A 24,025-nucleotide genomic window follows, 5' to 3' on the forward strand; every position below is an offset into this window, starting at 1 on the left:
GATTATGTGGATCAGCTGCAGCAGCTTGCAGATGAGTCGTTCACGCCAGAAACAGGCATTGAGGTAAAGGTGAACCTGCTTCCAAATGCTGAGCTGTTGCTTATGTCTAATGCAGCTGGCGTGCAGCCGGATATTGCCCTTGGCTTGACGCAGGATTTGCCGGTCGATTATGCCATTCGCGGTACGCTGCAGGATTTAAGCGAGTTTGAAGACTTTGATCAGCTGTATCCGAAGTTCAGTCCGGGATCATGGCTGCCGCTGCACTACGATGGCGGTTATTATGGCGTGCCGGAAACGCAGTCGTTCCAAGTTCTCTATTATCGCAAGGATATTTTGAAGCGCATAGGAGCTGAAATTCCCGAGACATGGGAGGACATTTATCAGCTATTGCCTACGCTGCAGCAAAACTTCATGAACTTCTACGTAAATCCGAAGGAGTTTACGCATTTTTTCTATCAAAACGGCGTGGAGTTTTATGAACCCGGCGGTGTGAAATCGGGTCTCGATGGTCCAGAAGCATATCGTGCCTTCAAGCAGTGGACGGATCTATTTAATACATACGCTGTGGAGCGGGAGGTGCCGAGCTTCTACCAGCATTTCCGCAGCGGAACGATGCCAATCGGCATATCGGATTACAACATGTATGTGCAGCTTTCGGCTGCTGCGCCTGAGCTGAATGGCCGCTGGGGCATCGCGCTTATTCCTGGTACGAAGCAGGCGGACGGATCGATAAGCCGCTGGGCTGGCGGTGGGCAGCGTACGGGTGTCATTTTTGACAAGTCCAATAAAAAAGCAGAGGCATGGCAATTCCTGAAGTGGTGGTTGTCAGCCGAGGTGCAGGAGCAATACGGCTCTGACTTGGAAGCGGTCAATGGCGTCGCTTTCCGCTGGAATACGTCCAACGTGGAAGCCTTCACGCATCTGCCGTGGAAAAAGGAGGATGCTGAAATTATTTTGAACCAGTGGAAATGGTATAAGGATATTCCGAATGTGCCCGGCGGATATTTCTTGGAACGCGAGATTCATAATGCATGGAATCGATCCGTTGTTGGAACAGCGAATTATATGTCCTCCTTGGAGCAAGCCGTTCGGGATATTAACCGCGAGCTTCTAAGGAAGCAGCAGGAATTTGGCTACATTAATGAGCGAGGCGAACAGGTGAATAAGCTGGACATTCCTATTGTCGATCAGCCTTGGGAAGGGATTGATCGTTATGTGGAGTAGATTATGGTCGTATCGTATTTCGTATTTGTTTATCGCGCCGTTTCTGATATGCTTCGCTCTGTTTATTGTTATTCCGATTCTTGCCGCCGTAGGCTTAAGCTTTACCTATTACAACGGGATTGAGCCTCCTCGCTTTATTGGCTGGAGCAACTTTCAGTATTTGATCGCGCAGGATCTGCTGTTCCTAAAATATGCGCTGCCCAATACATTTAAGTTTGCTGTCATTGTTGGTCCCGGCGGCTATGCTGCCTCCTTCCTGCTCGCATGGCTTATTTCACGGCTGCGCGGCGGCGTTCGCAAGTGGGTGGCGCTTGCGATGTATACGCCATCGCTTACCGTTGGCATAGCGATGACGATTATCTGGCTTCCCTTGCTGTCGGGCGATCGCATTGGCTATTTGAACAGCTTTCTATTAAAAGCAGGCCTTATCGACGTGCCAAAGCTATGGGTGACAAGTCCAGAGTTTCTTATGAACTCGATGATCGTCGTCACGTTGTGGTCGAGCATGGGTGTAGGCTTCCTAGCAATGCTGGCGGGTATTCTTAACGTGGATACGATACTTTATGAGGCAGGAAGAATCGATGGCATCAGAAACAACATACAGGAGCTATGGTATATTACGATTCCGTCCATGAAGCCGCAGATGCTGTTTGGCGCCGTGATGGCGATCGTTACGACCTTTAAGACCGGATCCATTGGTGTTGAGCTTTCCGGTCAAAACCCGACGCCGGAATATGCCGGGCATTTGATCGTGAACCATATTAACGATTATGGTCTCATCCGTTTTGAAATGGGTTATGCGGCGACGGTTTCGGTGTTTCTTCTTATATTTATGTATTTCGCGAACAAGCTCAGCTGGGGATTGTTCGGTACGAAGGAGGAGTAACAGCTGAAACAATCAAGCCTTGGTATAAAAATAAGCTTTAATCTGTTCATGCTCATCCTATCCGTCATCATGATCCTGCCGATCATTTATATTTTTAATCATGCCTTCAAGCCTTATCATGAATTGTTCGTCTATCCGCCGACCTTCTTTGTGAAGGAGCCGAACATTCAGAACTTTGTTGAGCTCTTTTGGGTAACGTCCAACTCAATCGTTCCGGTATCGCGCTATTTGTTCAATAGCTTGTTCATTTCGGCTGCGAGTGTTGTTGGCGTGACGACTGTGAGTGCGCTTTGCGCTTATCCGCTGTCAAAACATCCTTTTCCAGGCCGCGCATTCATCTTTGCTACGATTATTCTGATGCTRATGTTTACACCGGAGGTTATTCAAATTCCGAGGTATTTGGTCGTCAGCCACCTTGGCATTATGAATACGTACTGGGGGCATTTGCTGCCCGTACTTGCTTTGCCGGTGGGCGTGTTCCTGCTCAAGCAATTCGTGGATCAGATTCCTGATTCACTGCTGGAGGCTGCACGAATAGACGGGGCAAACGAATTGATCGTATTTGCTCGAATCGTCATTCCGATGTGTATGCCGGCCATCGCGACCGTTGCGATCCTCGCCTTTCAGAACTCTTGGGGCAACGTGGAGACATCGATGCTGTTTATGCAGGACGATGAAATGAAAAACTTTCCGTTTTTCCTATCGACATTAACCAATAACTTGGCGAACAATGTGGCGCGTCAAGGCGCCGCTGCTGTAGCAGCGCTTATTATGCTCGTTCCGAATTTAATTTTCTTTGTTATTTTGCAAAGCAAGGTCATTTCGACAATGGCGCATTCCGGTATTAAATAAGGGGGAAATCGTTTGAAGAACAGGAGGCTGCGGATTCGTCCGATCATTATAATCCTGATTACGGCGATTTACATAGCTTGGCCCATCTCACCGGCCACAGCCTCGCAGTTACCGTACGAAACCTACTATAAGGATGGATTCGGACAGCTGGTGAAGACGCAAGCGGCTTACATTCCTGCTGGCATTATTGGCACGGATGTTGAGATTACGGAAGCAAACCAAGCTGCGGGAGCCGAAGGGAAAACAAAGCTGCAGCTTAATCAGCCCAAGGATCTATTTGTGGATGATAAGGACCATATCTACATTGCAGACACGGGCAATAATCGAATCGTACACTTGGATGAGCACGGCCAATATGTTCGTGAAATCAAAGTAACAGAAAGCCCGCTCAAGAAGCCAAGCGGCATTTATGTCGATGAAGCTGGAGAGATTTACGTTGCTGATACCGGCAACAACCGGGTCGTAAGGCTCGATCAAGAAGGCAAGCTGCTAAAAGCATTTGGCCGTCCGGAGTCCAGCTATTTGCCGCCGGCTTTCAAGTATGATCCGGTTAACCTCATTGTAGATAAGCGCGGCTTTATTTATGTAACGACGCTTGGCGCTTTTCAAGGCTTGGTGCAGCTGGATCCAGAGGGCAATTTCATTAGTTTTTTTGGGCCGAATCGCGTAAGCTTCTCTTTGTTTGACGCATTTAAGCGATTTGTATATACGCGGGAAATGTATCAAAGGGAGCTGAAGAAGCTGCCTGGAGCTATTGCGGGCTCAACGATAGACAAGAACGGATTTATTTATACGGTGACGAAGGAAATTAGCTCGGATCAGGTCAAAAAGCTCAACATCGCGGGTCTCGACCAGCTGGTAGGCAAAGGGGAATTCGCCGCCCTGCAGCCGGTGCGTTCTTACGGAGAGGTATTTCACAGAACGAGGCAAAGTGTAAGTCCTCAGCTCAATGATATTACGGTGGATGCTGCCGGCAACTTTACTGTGATCGACTCTGTAGGCAATATGATTAGCCAATATGATTCGAATGGCAATCTGTTGTTTTTCTGGGGCGGGGATGTCATTACCGCTACGTCCAAGACAGGAATCGTCAAAGCGCCAGCAGCTATTGCGAGCAATTCCAAGGGTGAACTGCTCGTGCTGGACAGCGTTAATAATTTCATTCAAGTGCTGCGACTGTCTGAGTTCGGCCATCTCGTCCATGAAGCGAATCAATTAACGCAGGAAGGCAGATACGAGCAAAGCGAGCCGCTCTGGAGCGAGGTTCATCGTTTAAATGCACAATATACACCGGCATTGATCGGTTTGGCGAAGGCCGCTTACAAAAAAGAGGAGTACGCAAGGTCGGAGCAGCTGTTTTATCAGGCGGGCGTAGTAGGCGGCTATTCAGAATCCTTTTGGCAAAATCGGTTGACATGGTTTCAGAAGCACTTTGGCGTCCTCATGAATATGGCGCTCGTGCTCGGCGTCGTGTATCTTCTATGGAATGCTTTATCCAAAAAGCTTCGCTTAAAAGGCAAATCGTCAGCTAAACGCAGTGCTAGGCATCCGATACTTGAACAGCTGCAGCATATGTTCTATTTAATAAAACATCCTGTAGACGGCTTCTATGCTATTCGGTACGAAAACAAGGCAGGTTGGTTAAGCAGCATACTGATACTTATATTTGCACTAGCATCGTACGGATATATACAGGCGGGCACAAGCTTTGTCTTCAATCCGGCCGTGCATGTCGGTATTGATTTGTTTCCCATTACGATTCAATTTATTGGAATTTGGCTCGGCTTTGTCGTCTCCAACTATTTGATCAGCTCGCTTCTTAGAGGTGAGGGACGGTTCCGAGACGTATTTTATGGCAGCTGCTACGCCTTATTTCCGATTATTCTCATCGGTATACCTGTAACTCTACTCTCCAATGTGCTGACCTTAAACGAGCTGGCGATCTTTAAGTTTTTGAAGCTGTTTATCGTTTTATGGGTTGTTTTTCTGTTCATATGGATGGTGCAAGGCATACACAACTATACCTTTATTGAAGCTATTTTTATTATTCTACTATCGTTGCTTGCGCTTGCTATTATTGTCATTCTCATTTTCATCTTAATTAGCCTAAGCATAGAATTGGTCAACTTTATTAATTCCTTATATCAGGAGGTGATCATCCGATGACTGTACGCAAAATAAACATAAAGCTCGTTATGAAGCTGCTGCTCTTTGCTGTTTTGCTGACCGGTATAGGATGGTTTGCTCTTGTGGCGGTCGGGTTATGGGGTAAATCCGTTGCCGTGGCCGTAGATGCTGCAAATCTATTTGAAACGAAAGGCACCGTTCCCTATAAAGCGGGATTGCCAGTTGAAGCAAATTTCGAGCAAATCGCAGAATCAGACCAATTACTGTTGCTTGTAGATAAGGCATCAGCTCACTTCCAAGTCATCAATAAAGCGACAGGGAAGATATGGCGTTCTTATCCAGAGCCGAAGTATTGGGAGGAAGAAACGGTACCGAATACGTGGAAAAATAATTTAACCTCTCCCGTCATTATTGAATACGTAAATGCTAAAAACTACAAATCCTCCTCTGTAACTGCCGGGTTAATCGAGAACCAAGGTTACTTGGAAAACTTTCAGGCTGCGGAAAATGGATTCTCGGTCACCTTCGTGCTGCCGAAGGTGCAGTTGAAAATTCCGATTGAGGTGCGTCTGCACAAGGACTATGTAGAGACGAGAATTTTGGATGAGGGAATCGTCGAAGGCGCTTTAAGCTTATTGAATATTAAGCTATACTCTTTGTTTGGGGCTCAGCCGTCTGCTGGACAGGAGGGTTACCTTTTGCTGCCGGACGGCTCCGGCTCGTTGATCCATTTTGAGGCAGAGCGATTGATGCAGCAGTTGACCTACAATGAAAGTGTTTATGGGCAGGATCTATCCTATTACAACGAAAATACAGGCAGACAGGGGATTACGATGCCTGTATTCGGCTTAAAGTCAGGGGATCAGGCGTTTGTTGCGATTATCTCTGAAGGGGAGGCGTTCGCGAATGTTTATGCAGCGCCGTCAGGCGCGGTGGGCCGCTCGAACTGGGTGACGACCGAATGGCAGTATCGGAAGAAGTTTTTCCAAAGTGTAAGCAAGAGCACGGGTGAGGGCTTCTATACATACAGCGGCGATAAGTTTATAACGAATGCTCGCGCAACGCGTTATTATCCACTGCTCCCTAATAAAAGTGATTATGCTGGCATGGCAGAGGTTTATCGCAATTATTTGATTCAAGAGCAGGGTGTAAAACCGCTGGAAACAAATAAAAAGGACATTCCGCTGTTTGTGGACATTGTAGGCGCAGACATCGAGAAGGGGCTTTTTGCAGATTCATATTTAAAAGCGACCACGACGGAAGAGGCGACCGAGCTTGTTCGTTCGATTTATGACAGCGGGATTCAGCATCTGCAAATTCAATTCTCAGGGTGGCAGCAGGACGGTTACAGCACGCATGGCGGCTACTTTCCTGTAGATAAGCGCTTAGGTGGAAACAAAGGGATGAAAAGCTTTATTTCCTTCGCTCATACCTTGAATATTCCGGTTTATTTGACGGCGAATTATACGCTCAATACGAATGGCGACGATCGGTTCTGGTGGAGACGCGACGGCTTGCGCAATTTGGCAGGAACGGTGCTGGAGGAAAGGGGAAATGAGGACCAGGACGCAGCGAAGTTTGTAAGCCCGAGGTTCTATGAGAAGGTAGTCTCGGCCGATTTGAACAGCTATAAAAGCTTGGGAGCTGACGGCATCTATTTCGAGGATGGCATCGGCAAGCAGGTCAATACGGATTTCAACAGCCGATACTCGGCGAGCAGGGCAGAGGTTGTCGATGTACAGCGCAGCATTTTGAACAAGAGCAAGGAAGCACTCGGGTCGCTTGCGGCGAATAATGTGAATTTCTATGCGCTAGCCCAAATCGATCATGTCCATCGCCTAACCGCTGATTATTCGTATGATGTCTTCATCAGTGAAGCGATTCCTTTTGCCCAAATCGTTCTCCATGGCTTGCGCACRTATTCGCTGGAATGGTCTAATTTGCGCGATGAGTTCGATGATGAGCTGCTCCGCAGCATTGAATATGGGGCTTACCCTGCTTATGTGCTTAGCGGCGACAAGGCAGCTGATTTGAAAAATTCCTATTCCTACTGGTATTACAGCTTGAACTATAAGGATTGGATCGATCATTTACGAGCTGAATATGCCAAAACCAATGAGGCGCTTGCAGCTGTGCAGGAGCAGTTTATTACGGGACATCGTACGCTCGCTCCAAATGTGAAGGAAACAGAGTATGGCAGCGATTATCGTATCATCGTCAATTATAATCAGACCGATTACAGCAAGGATGGCATTATCGTTCCAGCAAAAGACTTTGTCGTCATAAAAGGAGGAACGAAGCCATGAGATGGAGTCGCAAGCTGGAAAATACGACAGTTAGGAAGCTCGAAGGCTCCCTGTTTATCGCGCCTTGGGTGTTTGGCTTCCTCGTTTTTGTGGCGTTCCCGCTCGGCTATTCGCTGTATATGAGCTTTCATCAGGTGAAAATTACGGTGAGCAGCGTCAACTATACATTTATTGGACTCAGCCATTACCGGGAAATATTGATCGCGAACGGAAGCTTGCTCTATGAGGAGCTGTTCCCGTTTCTAAGGGAGTCAGCCATGATGATTCCGATCATTCTTGTCTTTTCCCTGTTTGTCGCCATCTTGCTTAATTTGCGTTTTCCAGGCAGAACGCTGTTTCGGGTTATCTTCTTTTTGCCTGTTATTTTCTCCTCCGGCCAGATCGTGCAGGAGTTTATTGCGCAGGGAGAAGGTTCTCTCAGCATTATGGAGACGCTGCGTATCGACTATTATTTGCGTGAATATGTTCCGGGATCATGGGCGGCTCCGATTCAAAAGGTTATGAGCTCATTTGTGCTTGTCCTTTGGTATTCAGGCGTGCAAATCCTTATTTTTCTCGCGGGACGCCAGACGCTGCCGGCATCTGTGTACGAGGCTTCCCGCATTGACGGCTCGGGACCTTGGAATACGTTTTGGAAAATAACGCTGCCCGGACTTGTCCCTTATATTTTTTTGAACTTAATGTACACGGTAGTCGATTTATTCACCTTCCCTTCCAATCCGATTGTCAGCCGAGTGAATACGAGCAATTATGGCAGCTCCAGCGCTTTGGCATGGATCTATTTCTTAATCATCCTAACTTTCGTACTCTTGACCTTATTGCTATACAGCCGAGTGGATAAGTCGCTTTCAGGAAAACGATAAGCGGGAAAGAGAGGTGAGCGTTCATGAAAATTGTGAAAAAAGGAAATGAGATTGCGACTAATCTATATAGCGATGAAAAGCTGCGAAGAAGCTTGATTGGTCTCAGGTATCGGCTGCTTGGAGCAGAAATAGATAAGGGCATTCTCTTCAAGCTGTTTGTTTATATTATTCTGATCAATGTCGCCTTCATCTATATGAAGCCGATTCTATACATGGTGACGACGATGGTGAAGGATGCGAGAAACATTCTTGACCCAACCGTTATTTGGGTGCCGCGGTCCATATTTTTGGGGCATCTGCAGCAGGCGAGTGAAATGCTGAATTACACGAAGAGTTTCCTCATCAGCGTCTCGCTGGCTTCTTCCGTTGCGGTGCTGCAGGTATTCTCCTGTGCAATTGCCGGTTATGCGTTCGCAAGGCTGGAGTTCCCCTTCAAAAAAGTATGGGGAGCTCTGCTGTTGTTTACGTTTATTATGCCGCCGCAAATTACGATTTTGCCATCGATCATGCTCTTTAAAGAGTTCGGCTGGCTGAACACGTTTTTGCCGATGGTTGTCCCCGCTTTATTTGGCCATGGCTTGAAAGGAGCGATGTTCGTAATCATCTATCGATCCTTCTATTCCACACTGCCCAAAGAGCTGGACGAGGCTGCGCGAATGGACGGCGCAGGCCCTTTCCGCTTGTTCTTCCGCGTCATGTTTCCGCTGTCGAGGTCGGCTACCGTTGTGGTTGTACTATTTTCCTTCGTCTGGAACTGGAATGATTTTTACTTTCCGTCACTCTTTATGTTTACTGCGGAGAACGTACCTCTCTCCATTACGCTGGCAAGAATGGCTGGCGAGATGAAGCTGGCTGAAGGGGCAGGGGAGATTACCGTTTATGCCGAAGCGATCAAGATGGCGGCCTCTTTCTTAATTATTATGCCGCTGCTTGTCGTGTATTTGTTCGCTCAGCGGTGGTTCATTGAAGGGGTAGAACGGACAGGATTAGTAGAATAGTAAATCAAAAAAACGTTGACATTACGAAGTTGAGATGATAAATTCTTAGCACTTACTATAATCCTTATAAAACCAATTGATTTAATTGGAAATTATCGACCGGATAGCCGGAGATTGCCTTAGGGCAGCTCTGGCTATTTTTTTTGGGGAATTGAACAAAGTTATTTCATTCGAAAATAACTTAAGGGGAGTCGTGCGATGAGTGGATTGGAAAGAAAACTAAATCTTAATGCGTTTCTGGCCGCATCAGGCCATCATGAAGCATCGTGGCGGCATGCGGATACGCAGCCGGAGCGAGGTATTGATATTAAACACTACTTAAAGCTGACTCAAATTGCCGAACGCGGCTTGCTCGATTCTGTATTTCTGGCGGATGGCTACTGGGCGGGATCGGGATCGCTTGAACCGTTCACCATGCTGTCAGCATTAGCAGCGGCAACCAAACATATCGGCTTAATTGCAACGGTAGAAACGACCTATAATCAACCGTTTCATATCGCAAGAAAGTTTGCTTCCTTAGACCATATTAGCAAGGGTCGCGCAGGCTGGAATATCGTGACGGGAGCGGGACCTGCTGCAGAGCAGTTCAGCAGGGAGCAGCATCCGGAGCATCATGATCGTTATGAATCAGCGGAGGAATTTGTAGAGATCGTCAAGCAGCTGTGGGACAGCTGGGAGGATGACGCGCTGCCAAATGACAAGATAAGCGGCATTCTTATTGATGAAGCCAAGGTTCATACGATTGATTATGCCGGGAAGTATTTCAAAGTAAAGGGACCGCTTAATATCGCGCGGCCGCCGCAAGGTTATCCTGTACTCGTCCAAGCGGGCTCATCTGAGACGGGCAAGGAATTTGCCGCTAAGCTGGCGGAGGTCATTTTTACTGCTCAACTGACCTTCGAGGAGGCAGCAGCTTTTTATAAAGATGTGAAGTCACGTTTGGCGAAGTATGGCAAGACGACGGATCAGCTGAAAATATTGCCTGGACTTAGTCCGATATTGGCGGATACAGAAGCAGAGGCGCAGGATCTGGAAAATGAGCTGTTTGAGCTTATCGATCATGAAGGAGCGATTAAGCGGTTATCGGGCCGCTTAGGCGTTGATTTGTCTAATCATTCGCTTGATGACCTTGTCAATCTGGATGGCGCACAAACGACAGATCAGGTAAGCGGCATGAAGAGTCGCCACCAGCTTATTTTGGATTTAGTAGAACGCGAACAGCCGACGCTCAGGCAATTGATCAATCGCTTAGCAGGGGCAAGAGGGCATTTTACTTTTACGGGTACACCGCTGCAGCTGGCCGATGTCATTGAAAAGTGGTTCAAGAATGGGGCGGCCGATGGCTTTAATGTGATGCCGCAGGTGTATCCGAGCGGGCTGGAGCGCTTTGTCGACAAAGTTATCCCTGAGCTGCAAAATCGCGGATTGTTCCGTACCTCCTATAAAGAGCAAACGCTGCGCGGAAATTTAGGCTTAACGAGGCCTACAAATAGCTGGCAGGCCAAAAAAACGGAAGAAGAGGTGCATTCCTAATGAGTGAAGCGAGTCGAAAGGTTCATTTGAACGTTTTTTTGAGAGCGACAGGCCATCATGCGGGAGCTTGGCGGCATCCAGATGCTCGTCCGGATTTGGAGCTGGACATTGATTACTTAGGGCAGCTGGCTCGAATCGCTGAGCGTGGCAAGCTGGATTCCGTATTTTTAGCAGATGGATATGCAGGCGGCGGCAGCAAGCTGGAGCCGTTTACGCTGCTCGCRGCACTTGCTTCTGTAACGGAGCATATCGGCTTGATTGCGACAGTCGGGACCGTATATAACGATCCGTTCCATGTCGCAAGGCAATTCGCCTCGCTGGATCATATAAGCGGCGGCAGAGCTGGCTGGAATATCGTGACGGGTGCTGGCTCAGCTGCCCATAACTTCAGCAGAGACGAACACCCAGAGCATGCGCAGCGCTACGAGACGGGCGAGGAGTTCGTGGAAGTGGTGAAGCAGCTATGGGACAGCTGGGAAGACGACGCCCTTATTTTCGATAAAAAAGCGGGTAAATTGCTGGATGCAAATAAGGTGCACGAGATCAACTTCAAAGGACATACCTATTCGGTGAAGGGACCGCTCAATATTCCGCGTCCGCCGCAAGGATATCCGGTGCTCGTGCAAGCAGGCTCCTCCGAGCAAGGCAAGGAGCTGGCAGCGAAAACGGCGGAGGTTATTTTTACGGCGCAGCAAACGTTCGATGCAGGCCGTGCCTTCTACTACGATGTGAAATCACGTTTGGCGAAGTATGGGAGAACGGTTGATGAGCTTGTTATTTTGCCAGGGCTCGCTCCGATTGTGGCTGATACGGAAGCGGAAGCGCGCGAGATTGAGGAGGAGCTGCATGCTTTTGTAGATACAAGGCGTGCGCTTGATAGCTTATCGGAGCGATTCACGGTGAATTTGAATGATTATCCGCTGGATGCGCAGGTGCCGCTGGAGAAAGCCAAGCCTGCTGAGGAGTTCAACGGCATTCGCAGCAGGCAGGAGGTCATTATCGATGCGGCGCGCAGAGAAAGCTTTACGATTCGCCAGCTTCTTTATCGCAGCAATGGAGGACATGGGCATATCACGTTTACCGGTTCTGTGCTTCAAACGGCGGATTTTATTGAAAAATGGTTTAAAAACCATGCGGCTGATGGCTTCAACGTGCTGCCGCAGCTCTTTCCTACAGGGCTTGAGACCTTTGTAGACAAGGTCATTCCAGAGCTGCAAAACCGTGGATTATTCCGTACCGAATATGAAGGCAAGACGCTTCGTGACAGCTTAGGGCTACAGCGTCCCGCCAATACGCGCCATCTTCAGCAAATATAAATAAATAATAGAAATGAGAGGATATAGGATGAAGAAACTAGGGGTTATTATCGTCATATTTGTTCTTGCAGCATCGATCTCCGCATGCGGGGGAGACAATAACGCACCTGCAAAGCAGAATGATGCATCAGGCAAGAAGGATGCAACGAACAGTGCGACCAAAACCGCGGATTTCAAGAAGCTTGGGGATGAGCCGCTGAAATTATCGTTTTATTCCACTGGCGCTACCTTTACGGACGTGGAATTCGAAGCGATGATCGCAGGTCCCATTCATGCGAAGTATCCGAACGTAACCATTGAACGAATTACGCCAGCAGCGACGACGACTCCGGAGGAGGTGCTGTCCACACATGTGCCGGACATTATATTTGGCAGTGTGCAGCAGCGGGTTATTCGGACGGGTGTATATCAGGATTTAAGAGAATTAATCAAAAAACATCATTTTGACGAGAGCCGTCTCAAACCGATTGGCTACGACTATATCAAGGACATAACGAAGGGCAAAGGAGATGCGGTTCTCGCGCTACCTTTCAATATCAATCAGCATGTTTTGTATTACAACAAAGATATTTTTGATAAATTCGGCGTTCCTTATCCAACCGAGAAGCAGTTGACATGGGACGAAGCGGTAGAGCTTGGCACGAAGCTGACCAGAACAGAAAACGGCATTCAATATATCGGGCTTGTTGTAGACAATTTAACTGGTTTGGGCAAATCGCTGGGCATTCCTTACTTGAATCGGGAGACGGGGCAGGCTGCGCTCGATACGCCGGAATGGCTTCGCGTATTCGAGCTGCAGAAGAAGATTTTTGAAATACCAGGTTATGTAGCGCAGGACGGCACATGGAACTGGACTCGTGACCATTTCATGAAGGATCAAAACATTGCCATTCGGGTATCTTGGCTTGCCAATATGGTTGGTCCGCTTGAGGAGCTGCGCCAACAGGGTGTGGAGTTCAACTGGGATATCGCGCCGGCGCCAAACTTCAGCGATCAGCTTGGCAATACGAGAGAAGYGCAAATCCACTCTATTGCGATCAACAGCCAAAGCCCGCATCAAGATGAGGCGTTTCAAGTGATCGCAGAAATTTTATCGGATGAGGGGCAGCGGATTATTGCTAAGAACGGGCGTGTTCCAGCTATTATCAATCCGGAACTGGAGAAGGATTACGGCTTAGAAATACCGGTTCTGCAAGGCAAAACCGTTCAGAATGTTTTTATTGGGAAGCCCATTCAAGAGCATTTCATTCATCCTTATGAATCGAGCATTACGATACGGCTTACCGAAGCAGCTGAGGATCTTGCCATCCATGGTCTAGATGTTAACTCGGCTATACGCAAAGCAACGGATGCGATTAATAAAGATGTAGAGACTTTAAAAACGACGATCGGTCAATAAGCAGACGATGGAGAGGGGATTAAATATGGGAGAATCGGAGCGCAAATTAAATCTCAACGCCTTTTTGTTCGGGACCGGCCATCATGAAGCTTCATGGCGGCTGCCGGAGGCGGAGCCGAGCCGCAACCTTGATTTCGAGCATGTGCTGCAAATTGTTCAGACGGCTGAAAGAGGACTAATGGATTCCGTATTTCTGGCTGATGGCTATATCGGACGCTCCAATAAGCTCGAACCATTCACGGAGCTGGCTGCGCTGGCAAGCAGGACGAAGCATATCGGATTAATTGCTACGGTTGGCACTACGTATAATGAACCTTTTCATGTGGCGCGGAAGTTTGCCTCCCTAGACCACATAAGCAAAGGGAGAGCGGGCTGGAATATCGTTACGGGTGCTGGATCAGCCGCACATAATTTCGGCAGGGAGGATCATCCCGATCATGCGCTGCGTTACGAGGAAGCAGATGAATTCGTAGAAATCGCCAAGCAGCTGTGGGACAGCTGGGAGGATGAGGCGGTCATTAATGATAAAACGGTGGGAACCCGTATTCATAAAGACAAAGTCCATACGATTGATTTTAAAGGAAAATATTATTCGGTGAAGGGACCTCTAAATATCGCAAGGCCGCCGCAGGGTTATCCTGTGCTGGTGCAGGCGGGTTCCTCGGAGAGCGGCAAGGAATTTGCTGCAAAGGTAGCGGAAGTTATCTTTACCGCGCATCAAAGCATTGAAAGTGCTCAGCAGTTTTATAAGGATGTAAAATCAAGACTGCCGAAGTATGGAAGAGAGGCCGACCAGCTGAAGATTTTGCCGGGTATTAGCCCRATATTGGCAGACACGGTAGAGGAAGCGAGAGAAATCGAGAGCGAACTATTCAATTATGTAAATAAAGATGGTGCAATTAAACAGCTATCGGAGCGATTAGGCATTGATTTATCCGCGTATCCGCTTGATGAGCCGCTTTCATTGGAGGGCGTGCGTGAAACGGATGAGGTTAATGGCAACAAAAGCAGGCATCAGCTCATACTGGATCTCGTTCGCCATGAGCAGTTAACGCTGAAGCAATTGATTAATCGCCTAGCAGGAGCCAGAGGACATTTTACGTTTACGGGTACGCCTCTTCAGCTTGCAGATGTGATTGAAAATTGGTTTGTTAACGGCGCTGCTGATGGGTTCAATGTTATGCCGCAGATTTTCCCGAGCGGCCTTACGCAATTTGTAGACAAGGTGATTCCAGAGCTGCAAAATCGCGGATTGTTTCGGACGGAATATTCGGGAACGAGCTTGCGAGAGCAGCTTGGATTGAAGCGGCCGGCGAATATTCGTTATGAGAGCAAAGCTGTACTTTAAAAGACTAGGTGAGAGCATGTTGGCTATTAAACGACACAGCTGAACCTCATGATAGAGGAGAGAGAGATTAATCATGAAAAAACTTACGATAGGCGTAGTTATTTTAATGTTGTTTGCTATATTGGGGGCTTGTGCCAGTAAGGATAATACACCGGCTAACAAGGCTGAGAGCAATGCAAATAAGCAGCAAGAAACGAACGCAGCCGTAACGGAAGAAGCGGACTTCAAAAAGCTTGGTGACGAACCGCTTACGTTGACCCTTTTCAGCACGAGCGGTACTTTTCCAGACGTGGAATTTAATACGCTCATAGCAGACCCGATTAAGAAAAAATATCCAAATGTAACTATCGAAAGAATAACGCCTGCGGCAACAACTACAAATGAAGAAGTGCTTTCCACACATGTTCCGGACATTATTTATTCCTCCTCTTCCTCCCATCAGCGCATTATCCGAACGGGCGCCTATGAGGATTTGAGAGAGCTTATTAAACGCCATCATTTTGATGAGAGCCGGATCAAACCGATTTTGTATGACTACATCAAAGATATAACGAAAGACAAGGGAGGCGAAATCTATGCGATTCCGTTTAACTCCAATCAGCATATCCTCTACTATAATAAAGATATTTTTGATAAGTTTGGTGTTCCGTATCCTACAGAAAAACAGCTGACCTGGGATGAGGTGCTGGATATTGCTGCAAAGCTGACTCGTACGGAGAATGGCGTGCAGTATATCGGTCTATCGGTTGACAACCTAACGGGGCTAGCCAAAGGGCTGGGGCTGCCGTACGTCGATCATGACACGGGAAATGCTGCACTCGATACGCCCGACTGGCTGCGCGTGTTTGAGCTTAACAAGCGCATCTTTGAAATTCCTGGTTACGTAACGCCAGAACATACATGGAACTGGGGTCGCGATCAATTTATGAAGGATCAAATTATCGGCATGCGGGTAACTTGGCTGGCAAATATGATCGGTCCGCTGGAGGAGCTGCGTCAGCAGGGCGTTGAGTTTAATTGGGATTTCGCTCCGGCACCAAACTTTAGCGACCAGCTGGGCAAAACAAGAGAGGCGCAAATTCATTCGCTTTCGGTGAACAGCCAGAGCAAGCATAAGGATGAAGCTTTCCAAGTCATTGCTGAAATTTTATCGGATGAGGGCCAGCGGATTTTATCTAGAAATGGCCGGGTTCCGGCTGTTATTAATCCAGAGCTGGAGAAGGAATATGGGCTGGACATTCCAGTGCTGCAGGGGAAAGCGGTGCAAAACGTGTTTATTGGCGAGCCGCTGCAGGAGCATTACGTTCATCCCTACGAACTGGAAATAACGACAAGATTGACAGAGGCGGCTGAGGATTTAGCCATCAACGGGTTGGATGTAAACTCTGCAATTCGCAAAGCAACGGAGGCCATCAACAAAGACGTTGAAACGCTCCGAACGACAATAGGAGATAAGTAGATTAGAGAGCCAAAGCAAAGGTGCAGCGTAAAATGCGGCCCCTTTGTTTTGTGCTGTTCATTTAAGCGGATTGGAATGGGTTAAGGAAGGAAAGCGAAGGAGCAAGTGAATGTTGCATTCATTTGCCCCTGCTTTTATTACGTATGCTGCTGGATATGAGGAATAATGGATCGGCATGCTTGGCGCAAGCCTGCAACGAAGCCGAAAGCGGGACCATGAGTAAAGGTCGCTAGTGGGCCGGCAAAGTAAAGTCCAGGTATGCTGCTTTCAAATTGAGCGCTTAGCAGAGGGAATTTTGTATTAGAATTTGGCTCTCGCTCGATAAGCTGCAACACATGGGACGGCAGAAAAGGCACCTGGTCTAGATTGATTTGGTAGCCGGTAGCGGCAATAACATGATCGACGAGGCGAGTTTCATTGTTTCCAAGCTGAAGCAGCACCTTGCCATCAATCGTAGCTTCTGCATGTGTAATGGCTGCGCCGCCAGTCATCGTCACTTTCCCTTCTACGTAGGGCTTTAAGAAAGGAGCAACACTGCTTTGACGCGGTGTATCTCTCCGCTCCTCCTTGAGCTGGTCGGACTGTAGATAGAACTGTTCAGCGGAGTCGATGAGCTTCTGGCCAGATTCGACATTATCCTCGCTTGCATACTGGACGGCGTCACGCCGGAACAAAAGCTCAACCTCGCTTCCAGCCATATGAAGCAGTGCGGCGGCTTCCCAAGCGCTTTGGCCGCTGCCGATAACAGCTACCTTCTTGTTTGCGTAGGGGTTAAAATCACGATGAGCGAAGGTGTGGGAGATGAGCGGTGGCGGCAACGAGCTTAGTACTGGAGGGATGTAGCTATAATGCTGCAAACCTGTAGCTATGACCACATGTTTGGCTTGATATTGCTTACCTTCGTGAGTAATTACGTTGAAGCCAGAGGATGAATAATGAAGCTCTGATACATGCTCCGAAGTGAAGGAGATCTCGGTTTGTTTGGCAAACCATAAGGCATAATCAACAAAATGAGGACGAGGAAAGGGGGGCTGCAGTTCTATGCCGGTTTCGCAGCTGAATCGTTCAATGGTGAATTCATCATTCTTATCGGAGAGACTGATGTAGCGTGGATGGGTGCGAATGAACATATTTTGCGGCATTTGCTCCTTCCAGAAAAACATAGGTTTGCCCAGAAGGACATAGGACATTTTGCTTGCGGCTGCATGAGCGGCAAGTGAAATTCCGTAGGGGCCTGCGCCAATAATGATGAGATCAACCACAGATTTCACCTCCATTTGAGTTGTTTTGATTTTATGCCGAGTATTATACTAAGAATAATATGTTTTACAATACACTTTTTTCTAAAAGGTACGATAGATCGTATTGCGTACAACAATGATGATTGACAAAAGATTTATTACGTGATAAATTTTCAGTACATTTTTTGCACTAAAACAGTTTGAATAATCGGGATTATAGTTCTACCGGAAAACCGGAGACAACAGTTGATCTGTGTCTTCGGTTTTTTTGTTTCAAGAGCACTTATTCATGTAGAGGAGGTAAAGCAATGAACGAAGTTATTGCTTTATTAAAAAACCATCGCTCCATCCGCAAATATAAAGACTCGCCCATTCCTGAGCAGCATTTGGAACAAATCATATTGGCAGGGCAAGCAGCCTCCACCTCATCCAATATCCAAGCTTACAGCGTAATTGCTGTAAAGGACACAGAGCGGAAGCGAAAGCTTGCGGAGCTTGCCGGCAATCAGCAGCAAATAGTTGAAAGTCCGGTGTTTCTCATCTGGTGTGCCGATCTAAATAAAGTCAGATTGGCAGCAAGGCTGCATGAGGATGTAGAGCTTCGTCAGAACGTGGAGCTGTTTCTGCTCGGAACGATTGACGCGACACTGGCTGCTCAAAATGCGGCAATCGCTGCGGAGTCACTTGGTTATGGGATCGTTTATATCGGTGGAATTCGCAATAATCCTAAAGAAGTAACGGAATTGCTTGAGCTGCCTGAGCTTGTCTATCCGGTGTTTGGCATGTGCGTAGGCGTTTCTGATCAAGAGCCTGATCTTCGTCCAAGATTGCCGCTCGCAGCTGTCTATCATCAAGAAACGTATAAGCAGAGCGGGTTGGAGGATGAAATTATTGCTTACGATTCGATCACTCGGGAGTATTATGCTGCGCGCAAAGGCGGAGGCAAAGGCGGAGAGCAGGAAACAAGATGGTCTCGTGAAATGTTAAGAAGGTTCAAGTCGGATCGGCTGCGTGATCATTTGCATGACTTCCTTGTAGGTCAAGGGTTCAAGCTGAAATGAATTTATTTATAAAAGGCACAATCCATACCATACGACCGGACCACCGGAGATTTAGCTGACGATAAGCTAAGTCTCTTTTTTGTTAGTTAGATCATTTTATTTGGATTCTTATCTTTTTTATTAATCTAACGGGAAAAGCTCCAGCTAATTTTTCGAATGATTTAAATAGGACTCAATTAACAGGAAAAGTTCCTGTTAAATGGGCGGAAATAAGCGGTTTTATCAGCAAATGTCTAAATTAACAGGAGAAATTCCTGTTAAATCCATTTTCTCTTCGAATTCCGCTGAATTAACAGGAGAAATTCATGTTAATTACTCAAGTGGCACCAAATATCGTGGTGAAGAAACGAAGCCTGAGAAGCAGCATTGAACTTGGAGTGTTTTTATAATGAACCGAAAATGAGGGATGGCAAATGAGCGAGAATAAGCGGGACAAGAAGGCGCATTTCAACGTGTTTTTGCGTGGAGCGGGTCATCATTCTGCCGCGTGGAAACATCCGGATTCGAATCCAAAGGAGGATTTGGATTTGGAGTATTATGCGAACATTGCAAAGATTGCGGAAAGAGGGCTGTTTGATTCGTTGTTTACAGCCGACAACTATTCCGGACTTGGCAGGAGACTGGAGCCATTTACACTTCTCTCTGGGCTTGCTGCGCTGACTAAGCATGTTGGACTTATCGCAACCGTCAGTACAACCTATAACGATCCTTACCATGTAGCGCGGAAATTCGCTTCGCTGGATCATATCAGCAAAGGGCGGGCTGCTTGGAATATCGTAACGGGGCATTCGCAAGATGATGCTGAAAACTTTAATAAGACGGAGCACCCAGACGTGCAAAAGCGCTACGAAATCGGCGATGAATTTGTTGAGGTGACGAAGCAGCTTTGGGATAGCTGGGAAGAGGATGCATTGATCTATGACAGAGCCGCAGATGTCTCATTGGACAAAAGCAAAGTATACGAAATTAACTTTAAGGGCAAATACCACACGGTAAAAGGACCGCTTAACATACCGCGGCCTCCGCAGGGATATCCGGTTCTAGTGCAAGCGGGCTCCTCGGAAAACGGCAAGGAGCTGGCAGCCAAAACAGCGGATGTTATTTTTACGGCACAGCAAACATTAGGCGCTGCTCAGGCGTTTTATGCGGATGTGAAGGGGAGATTGCAGAAGCATGGAAGGACGCCGGAGCAGCTGCTCATTATGCCAGGGCTTAGTCCGATTGTGGCTGATACGGAAGCAGAAGCCCGCGATATCGAAGACGAGTTTAATGGACTGCTGAATACGAAGCAAGCATTAAAGCGGCTTTCAAACTATTTTACAGTAGATTTGTCAGAGTATCCGCTYGATAGTCTTGTTCCAGTCGATAAAGCAAAGCCATACGGAACGATAACGACAGGCATTACAAGCCGGCAGGAGGTAGTGGTGGATGCTGCGGTACGAGACAAAATGACAATTCGGCAATTTCTTGCTCGAAGCGCAGCCGGTCATGGTCATGTATCGTTTACGGGTTCTGTACTGCAAACGGCTGATTTTATTGAAAGCTGGATTAGAAATAACGGCGCGGACGGCTTTAATATTTTGCCTCATATTTATTACAGCGGATTGGAGACGTTTGTTGATAAGGTCATTCCTGAGCTGCAAAATCGCGGACTCTTCCGAACGGCCTATGAGGGCAAAACGCTGCGCGAGAATTTAGGGCTGGAAAAGCCGGAAAATAAACATAAAGCGATATGGGCTTTAAGCAGAGAAGCAGAAAAGATAAACGGCTGATTTCCATAACGAGGCAGCAGTTCTCATTCCGCTGCCGCAGCAGAAAACTAACGTTTGTATACATTTGAGGAGGTTGTTCATATGGCGATTCAATATCGAAATTTAGGCGCAAGCGGATTAAAGGTTAGTGAGATTAGTCTTGGGAGCTGGCTGACTTATGGCGGTTATGTCGAGCGTGAAAATGCAGTGAAGTCGATTCAAACGGCGTATGATCTCGGCATTAATTTTTTTGATACAGCTAATGTATATGCGAAAGGCGAAGCCGAGAAAGTAGTCGGAGAAACGCTGCGTGCTTATCCCCGTGAATCCTATGTGCTGGCGACCAAGGTCTATGGGAAAATTGGCGATGGACCGAATGATCGCGGGCTCTCTCGCAAACATGTGATCGAATCGGCAAATGCAAGCTTGAAGAGGCTTGGACTTGAATACGTAGATGTGTTCTACAGCCATCGCTTTGATCACGAGACGCCGCTTGAAGAAACGCTGCGCGCCTTTGAGGATTTGGTCCGTCAAGGCAAGGTCCATTATGTCGGCGTCAGCGAATGGACGGCTGCTCAAATAACCGAAGCGTTCGCCATCGCAGACAAATATTTACTCGATCGTATTGTCGTGAATCAGCCTATCTATAATTTGTTTGAGCGCTATATCGAGAAGGAGATTATACCGCTAGGCATTAAAAAGGGCTTCGGGCAGGTCGTGTTCTCGCCGCTTGCGCAAGGGCTGCTCACAGGGAAGTACTCTTCCAATCAACAAGTGCCAGAAGAGTCGCGAGCCGCGAAGCAAGAAAATTTTAAAAACCGCATAACGGAGGAAAAGCTGGCGAAGGTTGAGCTGCTGAAGAAAATCGCATCCGAACTGGAGCTGACGGTGGGTCAGCTGTCGCTCGCATGGATTTTGCGCCAGCCGAACGTATCCAGCGCTTTGATTGGTGCAAGCCGTCCCGATCAGGTCGAAGAAAACGTGAAGGCATCAGGTATTGCACTTGATCATGAGACACTAGAACGTATTGCAGCGGTTATCGATAACGGCCCTGTATCTACACGAGGTTCATTCTAATCATCTCTGGCCAAAAATGAGCAAAGTCCAGTAAAGAGCATCTCGTTACTGGACTTTGTCATGAAATCGCAAGAAGTAATTGCCAGTTAACGATATATCGTATAGTATGTAAATTAATACGATATATCGTTAACAAAGGAGATTGCACAATGACGAAAGAATGGCAGCCAGAGGAACAATTGTTTTTACATCATGCGAATGAAAGGGAGGGACACGGCTCGGGCAGACGTTTTTTCAGCCGCGGCGGAGTTAAATATGCTTTGCTGGCGCTGCTTGAACAGGAGGGCATGCACGGCTACCAAATGATGAAGGCGCTTGAGGAGCAATCAGGAGGCACCTATAAACCAAGTGCTGGCTCCATTTATCCCACGCTGCAGATGCTGCGGGATCAAGGCTTTGTAGAGTCGTCCAAGCAAGACGGCAAAAAGGTGTTTGAGATTACTGAGGAAGGCAGAGCTTATTTGCTGGAGGAGAGCGATAATGCTGCAACAGGAATGGAACGCCCTGAGCAGAGTGAATCCGAAGACGAAGGCGCTCCCTTTGAGAGAAGAAAGCCGAACCGTCGATTGACGCCTGCTGGCAAGGAGCTGCTGCATTTGCTGAAGGCTGCAGAACGAGCGGCTGTCACTGATCCGAGCAAGGCTGCGCAGCTGCGCGTCATCCTGGATGACCTTCGAGTATCGCTTCGCCAGATCACAACAGAAACCGACTGTGACAGCAAAGAAGGCGGCGCGATATGAGAGAGCAGCACAATTCAGCACCGGCATTTCGAGGCGGAGCGGGAATGGGCGGCATGAGAAAATTCGGAACAGGCGAGAAAGTAAAGCCTGCCAGCATTTACAGCATGTTTATACGAATATATGCGCATGCGCGGACGCAATTGCCCGCATTGATTGCAGCAGTTGCCTGCGTTATCGCCATATCGCTGCTTGAATTCATCGTTCCGCAGCTAACGAGACTGACGATTGACCACATCATTCCGAATAAGCTTTTTAATAAACTGCTGCTTATCGGCGGCGGCGTCATGGGAGCAGCTGTTGCGCTCGGTGCTTTGCGCTATATTAGCACTTCACTTATGGCTTCTATCGGTCAAAGGGTGCTATACAATTTGCGAAACGACTTGTACCGGCATATGCAGAGCCTTGATATTTCTTTCTTCGATCGCAATCGTACCGGTGATTTAATGTCTCGGGTTACGAATGACGTAAGCATCCTACAGCAAATGATTTCCTCCAGCATGATGCAGCTGTTTACCGATTTTTTCACCTTTACGGCCATTGCGGTTTATATGCTGTGGATCGATTGGAAGCTGACGCTAATGCTGCTTGCGACCTTCCCTTTTATGATTTTGACAACTAGATTTTTCAGCAAAAGAATGCGCTCCTCGTTCCGAACGGTACAGGAATCGGTGGCTGATGTTAGCGATCATCTGCAAAATACGTTAACCGGCATCCGCCTTATTAAAGCGTTTACTGCCGAGAATTATGAGTCTGAACGATTCTCCGAACGAACACAGAAAAATATGGATGCGAATATTCAGGTGACTCGCCTGCGAGCCGCTTATGAACCTATTATTGATTTTCTTAATTTTCTTGGCCTTGCAATCGTCCTTGTTTTTGGCGCATGGCTTGCAATGAAAGAACAAATGACAGTGGGTACAATCGTTGCTTTTATAGCTTATCTCAGACTGCTGCAAAACCCGATTCGTCACTTCAGCCGCATTATTAATACGATTCAGCAATCGGCCGCCGCCTATGAACGCATTATGGAGGTTATGAACACGAAGGCTGAAATTATTGAGAAGAAAGGAGCTGTGAAGCTTCCGCCAGTGAGCGGGCATATTGTTTTTGATCATATTGATTTTGCTTATTCTAAGGATTCGACTGTGTTAAAAGATTTTCAATTGGAGCTTGCGGCAGGCAAGGTGACAGCGCTTGTTGGATCTTCGGGCTCTGGCAAAACAACCATTGCACATCTTATCGCTAGATTTTATGAACCTCAGTCTGGCGACATCACGATTGATGGTTATTCCTTAAAGGATATAACGATCGCGTCTCTTAGGGAGCAAATCGGCATCGTATCACAGGATATTGTGCTGTTCAATGGCTCTATTGAAGAGAATATTCGGTACGGCAATCTGCAAGCGACAGATCAGGAAGTGCTTGCAGCGGCAAAAGCGGCAAATGCTGCCGGCTTTATAGAATCGTTCCCGCAGGGCTATGAGACGCAAATTGGCGAGCGCGGCGTGAAGCTGTCAGGCGGGCAGAAGCAGCGGCTTTCCATTGCGCGGGCGATTTTAAAAAATCCGCGGATTATTATTTTGGATGAAGCAACTGCATCACTTGATACTGAATCAGAGCAGCATATTCAAGACGCGCTCGCACAATTATTGCAAGGCCGCACTTGTCTCGTCATCGCGCATCGTCTGTCTACGATTCAGAAGGCGGATCGGATTTACGTATTGGAGCAAGGTGAAATCGTTGAGCATGGAACGCATGATGAACTGCTCAATCATCAAGGCCGGTACAGTCAGCTCTATGAGCTGCAATTCCCGCAAAAGGATGTTTCAGAACAATAATTTTGA

19 protein-coding genes are annotated in these 24,025 nt (G+C 47.5%); 18 read left to right on the forward strand and 1 reads right to left on the reverse strand.

Features of this window, described 5'->3' with window-relative positions; translation table 11 throughout:
* The 12 genes from AB4Z17_RS07970 to AB4Z17_RS08025 form a co-directional block, all read left to right on the forward strand.
* Nucleotides 1-1,224 (forward strand): ABC transporter substrate-binding protein (locus AB4Z17_RS07970; RefSeq protein WP_441959123.1); only part of this gene is annotated, 1,224 nt, incomplete at its 5' end.
* Nucleotides 1,214-2,110, forward strand: a complete 897-nt coding sequence (locus tag AB4Z17_RS07975) for a carbohydrate ABC transporter permease (RefSeq protein WP_441959124.1) — start codon at nt 1,214-1,216, stop codon at nt 2,108-2,110. The genes AB4Z17_RS07970 and AB4Z17_RS07975, both read left to right, overlap by 11 nt.
* A gap of 48 nt (nt 2,111-2,158) precedes the next feature.
* A complete protein-coding gene (locus tag AB4Z17_RS07980) occupies nt 2,159-2,962 on the forward strand; it encodes a carbohydrate ABC transporter permease (protein WP_441959126.1) in 804 nt (267 codons plus the stop codon).
* 12 nt (nt 2,963-2,974) lie between these two features.
* A complete protein-coding gene (locus AB4Z17_RS07985; RefSeq protein ID WP_441959128.1) occupies nt 2,975-5,128 on the forward strand; it encodes an SMP-30/gluconolactonase/LRE family protein in 2,154 nt (717 codons plus the stop codon).
* Complete coding sequence (locus AB4Z17_RS07990; protein ID WP_441959130.1) at nt 5,125-7,395, forward strand: DUF5696 domain-containing protein; 2,271 nt, start codon at nt 5,125-5,127, stop codon at nt 7,393-7,395. The genes AB4Z17_RS07985 and AB4Z17_RS07990 overlap by 4 nt, the downstream gene beginning before the upstream one ends.
* Nucleotides 7,392-8,258, forward strand: coding sequence for a carbohydrate ABC transporter permease (locus AB4Z17_RS07995; RefSeq protein ID WP_076269028.1), 867 nt, complete (start codon nt 7,392-7,394; stop codon nt 8,256-8,258). The genes AB4Z17_RS07990 and AB4Z17_RS07995 overlap by 4 nt, the downstream gene beginning before the upstream one ends.
* A 23-nt stretch (nt 8,259-8,281) precedes the next feature.
* Entirely contained in the window at nt 8,282-9,256 is a 975-nt protein-coding gene (locus AB4Z17_RS08000; protein ID WP_441908525.1) for a carbohydrate ABC transporter permease, read from the forward strand.
* 198 nt (nt 9,257-9,454) lie between these two features.
* Complete coding sequence (locus AB4Z17_RS08005) at nt 9,455-10,789, forward strand: LLM class flavin-dependent oxidoreductase (protein ID WP_441959132.1); 1,335 nt, start codon at nt 9,455-9,457, stop codon at nt 10,787-10,789.
* Nucleotides 10,789-12,105, forward strand: coding sequence for an LLM class flavin-dependent oxidoreductase (locus tag AB4Z17_RS08010; protein ID WP_441959134.1), 1,317 nt, complete (start codon nt 10,789-10,791; stop codon nt 12,103-12,105). Before AB4Z17_RS08005 ends, AB4Z17_RS08010 begins: the two co-directional genes overlap by 1 nt.
* A gap of 28 nt (nt 12,106-12,133) precedes the next feature.
* Nucleotides 12,134-13,504 (forward strand): ABC transporter substrate-binding protein, encoded by a 1,371-nt coding sequence (locus tag AB4Z17_RS08015; RefSeq protein ID WP_441959136.1) that lies wholly within the window; start codon nt 12,134-12,136, stop codon nt 13,502-13,504.
* Between the two features lie 25 nt (nt 13,505-13,529).
* The gene (locus AB4Z17_RS08020; RefSeq protein WP_441959138.1) at nt 13,530-14,852 is read left to right on the forward strand and encodes an LLM class flavin-dependent oxidoreductase; all 1,323 of its coding nucleotides are present in this window, start codon (nt 13,530-13,532) and stop codon (nt 14,850-14,852) included.
* Nucleotides 14,853-14,925: 73 nt separating this feature from the next.
* Nucleotides 14,926-16,311 (forward strand): ABC transporter substrate-binding protein, encoded by a 1,386-nt coding sequence (locus tag AB4Z17_RS08025; RefSeq protein ID WP_441959140.1) that lies wholly within the window; start codon nt 14,926-14,928, stop codon nt 16,309-16,311.
* A gap of 137 nt (nt 16,312-16,448) precedes the next feature.
* Here AB4Z17_RS08025 and AB4Z17_RS08030 read toward each other — a convergent pair whose 3' ends face one another.
* Nucleotides 16,449-17,573, reverse strand: coding sequence for an NAD(P)-binding domain-containing protein (locus tag AB4Z17_RS08030; RefSeq protein ID WP_441908519.1), 1,125 nt, complete (start codon nt 17,571-17,573; stop codon nt 16,449-16,451).
* Nucleotides 17,574-17,860: 287 nt separating this feature from the next.
* On the opposite strand from AB4Z17_RS08030, the gene nfsA reads away from it, so the two are divergent.
* The 6 genes from nfsA to AB4Z17_RS08060 all read left to right on the forward strand — a co-directional run bounded on the left by nfsA (nt 17,861) and on the right by AB4Z17_RS08060 (nt 24,019).
* Nucleotides 17,861-18,613: an oxygen-insensitive NADPH nitroreductase gene (nfsA, locus tag AB4Z17_RS08035; RefSeq protein ID WP_441959142.1), complete on the forward strand. Its 753-nt coding sequence runs from the start codon at nt 17,861-17,863 to the stop codon at nt 18,611-18,613.
* 229 nt (nt 18,614-18,842) lie between these two features.
* The gene (locus tag AB4Z17_RS08040; protein WP_441908517.1) at nt 18,843-18,983 is read left to right on the forward strand and encodes a hypothetical protein; all 141 of its coding nucleotides are present in this window, start codon (nt 18,843-18,845) and stop codon (nt 18,981-18,983) included.
* A gap of 43 nt (nt 18,984-19,026) precedes the next feature.
* Nucleotides 19,027-20,385, forward strand: a complete 1,359-nt coding sequence (locus AB4Z17_RS08045; RefSeq protein ID WP_441959143.1) for an LLM class flavin-dependent oxidoreductase — start codon at nt 19,027-19,029, stop codon at nt 20,383-20,385.
* 81 nt (nt 20,386-20,466) lie between these two features.
* Nucleotides 20,467-21,441, forward strand: a complete 975-nt coding sequence (locus AB4Z17_RS08050; RefSeq protein ID WP_441959144.1) for an aldo/keto reductase family protein — start codon at nt 20,467-20,469, stop codon at nt 21,439-21,441.
* 149 nt (nt 21,442-21,590) lie between these two features.
* Nucleotides 21,591-22,181 carry a PadR family transcriptional regulator gene (locus tag AB4Z17_RS08055; protein ID WP_441959145.1) on the forward strand — a complete coding sequence of 197 codons (591 nt, stop codon included), beginning with the start codon at nt 21,591-21,593 and terminating at the stop codon, nt 22,179-22,181.
* Complete coding sequence (locus AB4Z17_RS08060) at nt 22,178-24,019, forward strand: ABC transporter ATP-binding protein (protein WP_441959146.1); 1,842 nt, start codon at nt 22,178-22,180, stop codon at nt 24,017-24,019. Before AB4Z17_RS08055 ends, AB4Z17_RS08060 begins: the two co-directional genes overlap by 4 nt.
* Nucleotides 24,020-24,025: the final 6 nt, after the last annotated feature.

The sequence above is a fragment of the Paenibacillus sp. TAF43_2 genome (assembly GCF_052113545.1).
In the GTDB taxonomy this organism is placed as follows: Bacteria; Bacillota; Bacilli; order Paenibacillales; family Paenibacillaceae; genus Pristimantibacillus.

Coding starts and splice junctions, on each gene's coding strand:
- AB4Z17_RS08040 (WP_441908517.1), top strand. CDS start 18,843: ATGTCTAAATTAACAGGAGAAATTCCTGTTAAATCCATTTTCTCTTCG.
- nfsA (WP_441959142.1), top strand. CDS start 17,861: ATGAACGAAGTTATTGCTTTATTAAAAAACCATCGCTCCATCCGCAAA.
- AB4Z17_RS08025 (WP_441959140.1), top strand. CDS start 14,926: ATGAAAAAACTTACGATAGGCGTAGTTATTTTAATGTTGTTTGCTATA.
- AB4Z17_RS07975 (WP_441959124.1), top strand. CDS start 1,214: ATGTGGAGTAGATTATGGTCGTATCGTATTTCGTATTTGTTTATCGCG.
- AB4Z17_RS08060 (WP_441959146.1), top strand. CDS start 22,178: ATGAGAGAGCAGCACAATTCAGCACCGGCATTTCGAGGCGGAGCGGGA.
- AB4Z17_RS07995 (WP_076269028.1), top strand. CDS start 7,392: ATGAGATGGAGTCGCAAGCTGGAAAATACGACAGTTAGGAAGCTCGAA.
- AB4Z17_RS08055 (WP_441959145.1), top strand. CDS start 21,591: ATGACGAAAGAATGGCAGCCAGAGGAACAATTGTTTTTACATCATGCG.
- AB4Z17_RS08050 (WP_441959144.1), top strand. CDS start 20,467: ATGGCGATTCAATATCGAAATTTAGGCGCAAGCGGATTAAAGGTTAGT.
- AB4Z17_RS08005 (WP_441959132.1), top strand. CDS start 9,455: ATGAGTGGATTGGAAAGAAAACTAAATCTTAATGCGTTTCTGGCCGCA.
- AB4Z17_RS08000 (WP_441908525.1), top strand. CDS start 8,282: ATGAAAATTGTGAAAAAAGGAAATGAGATTGCGACTAATCTATATAGC.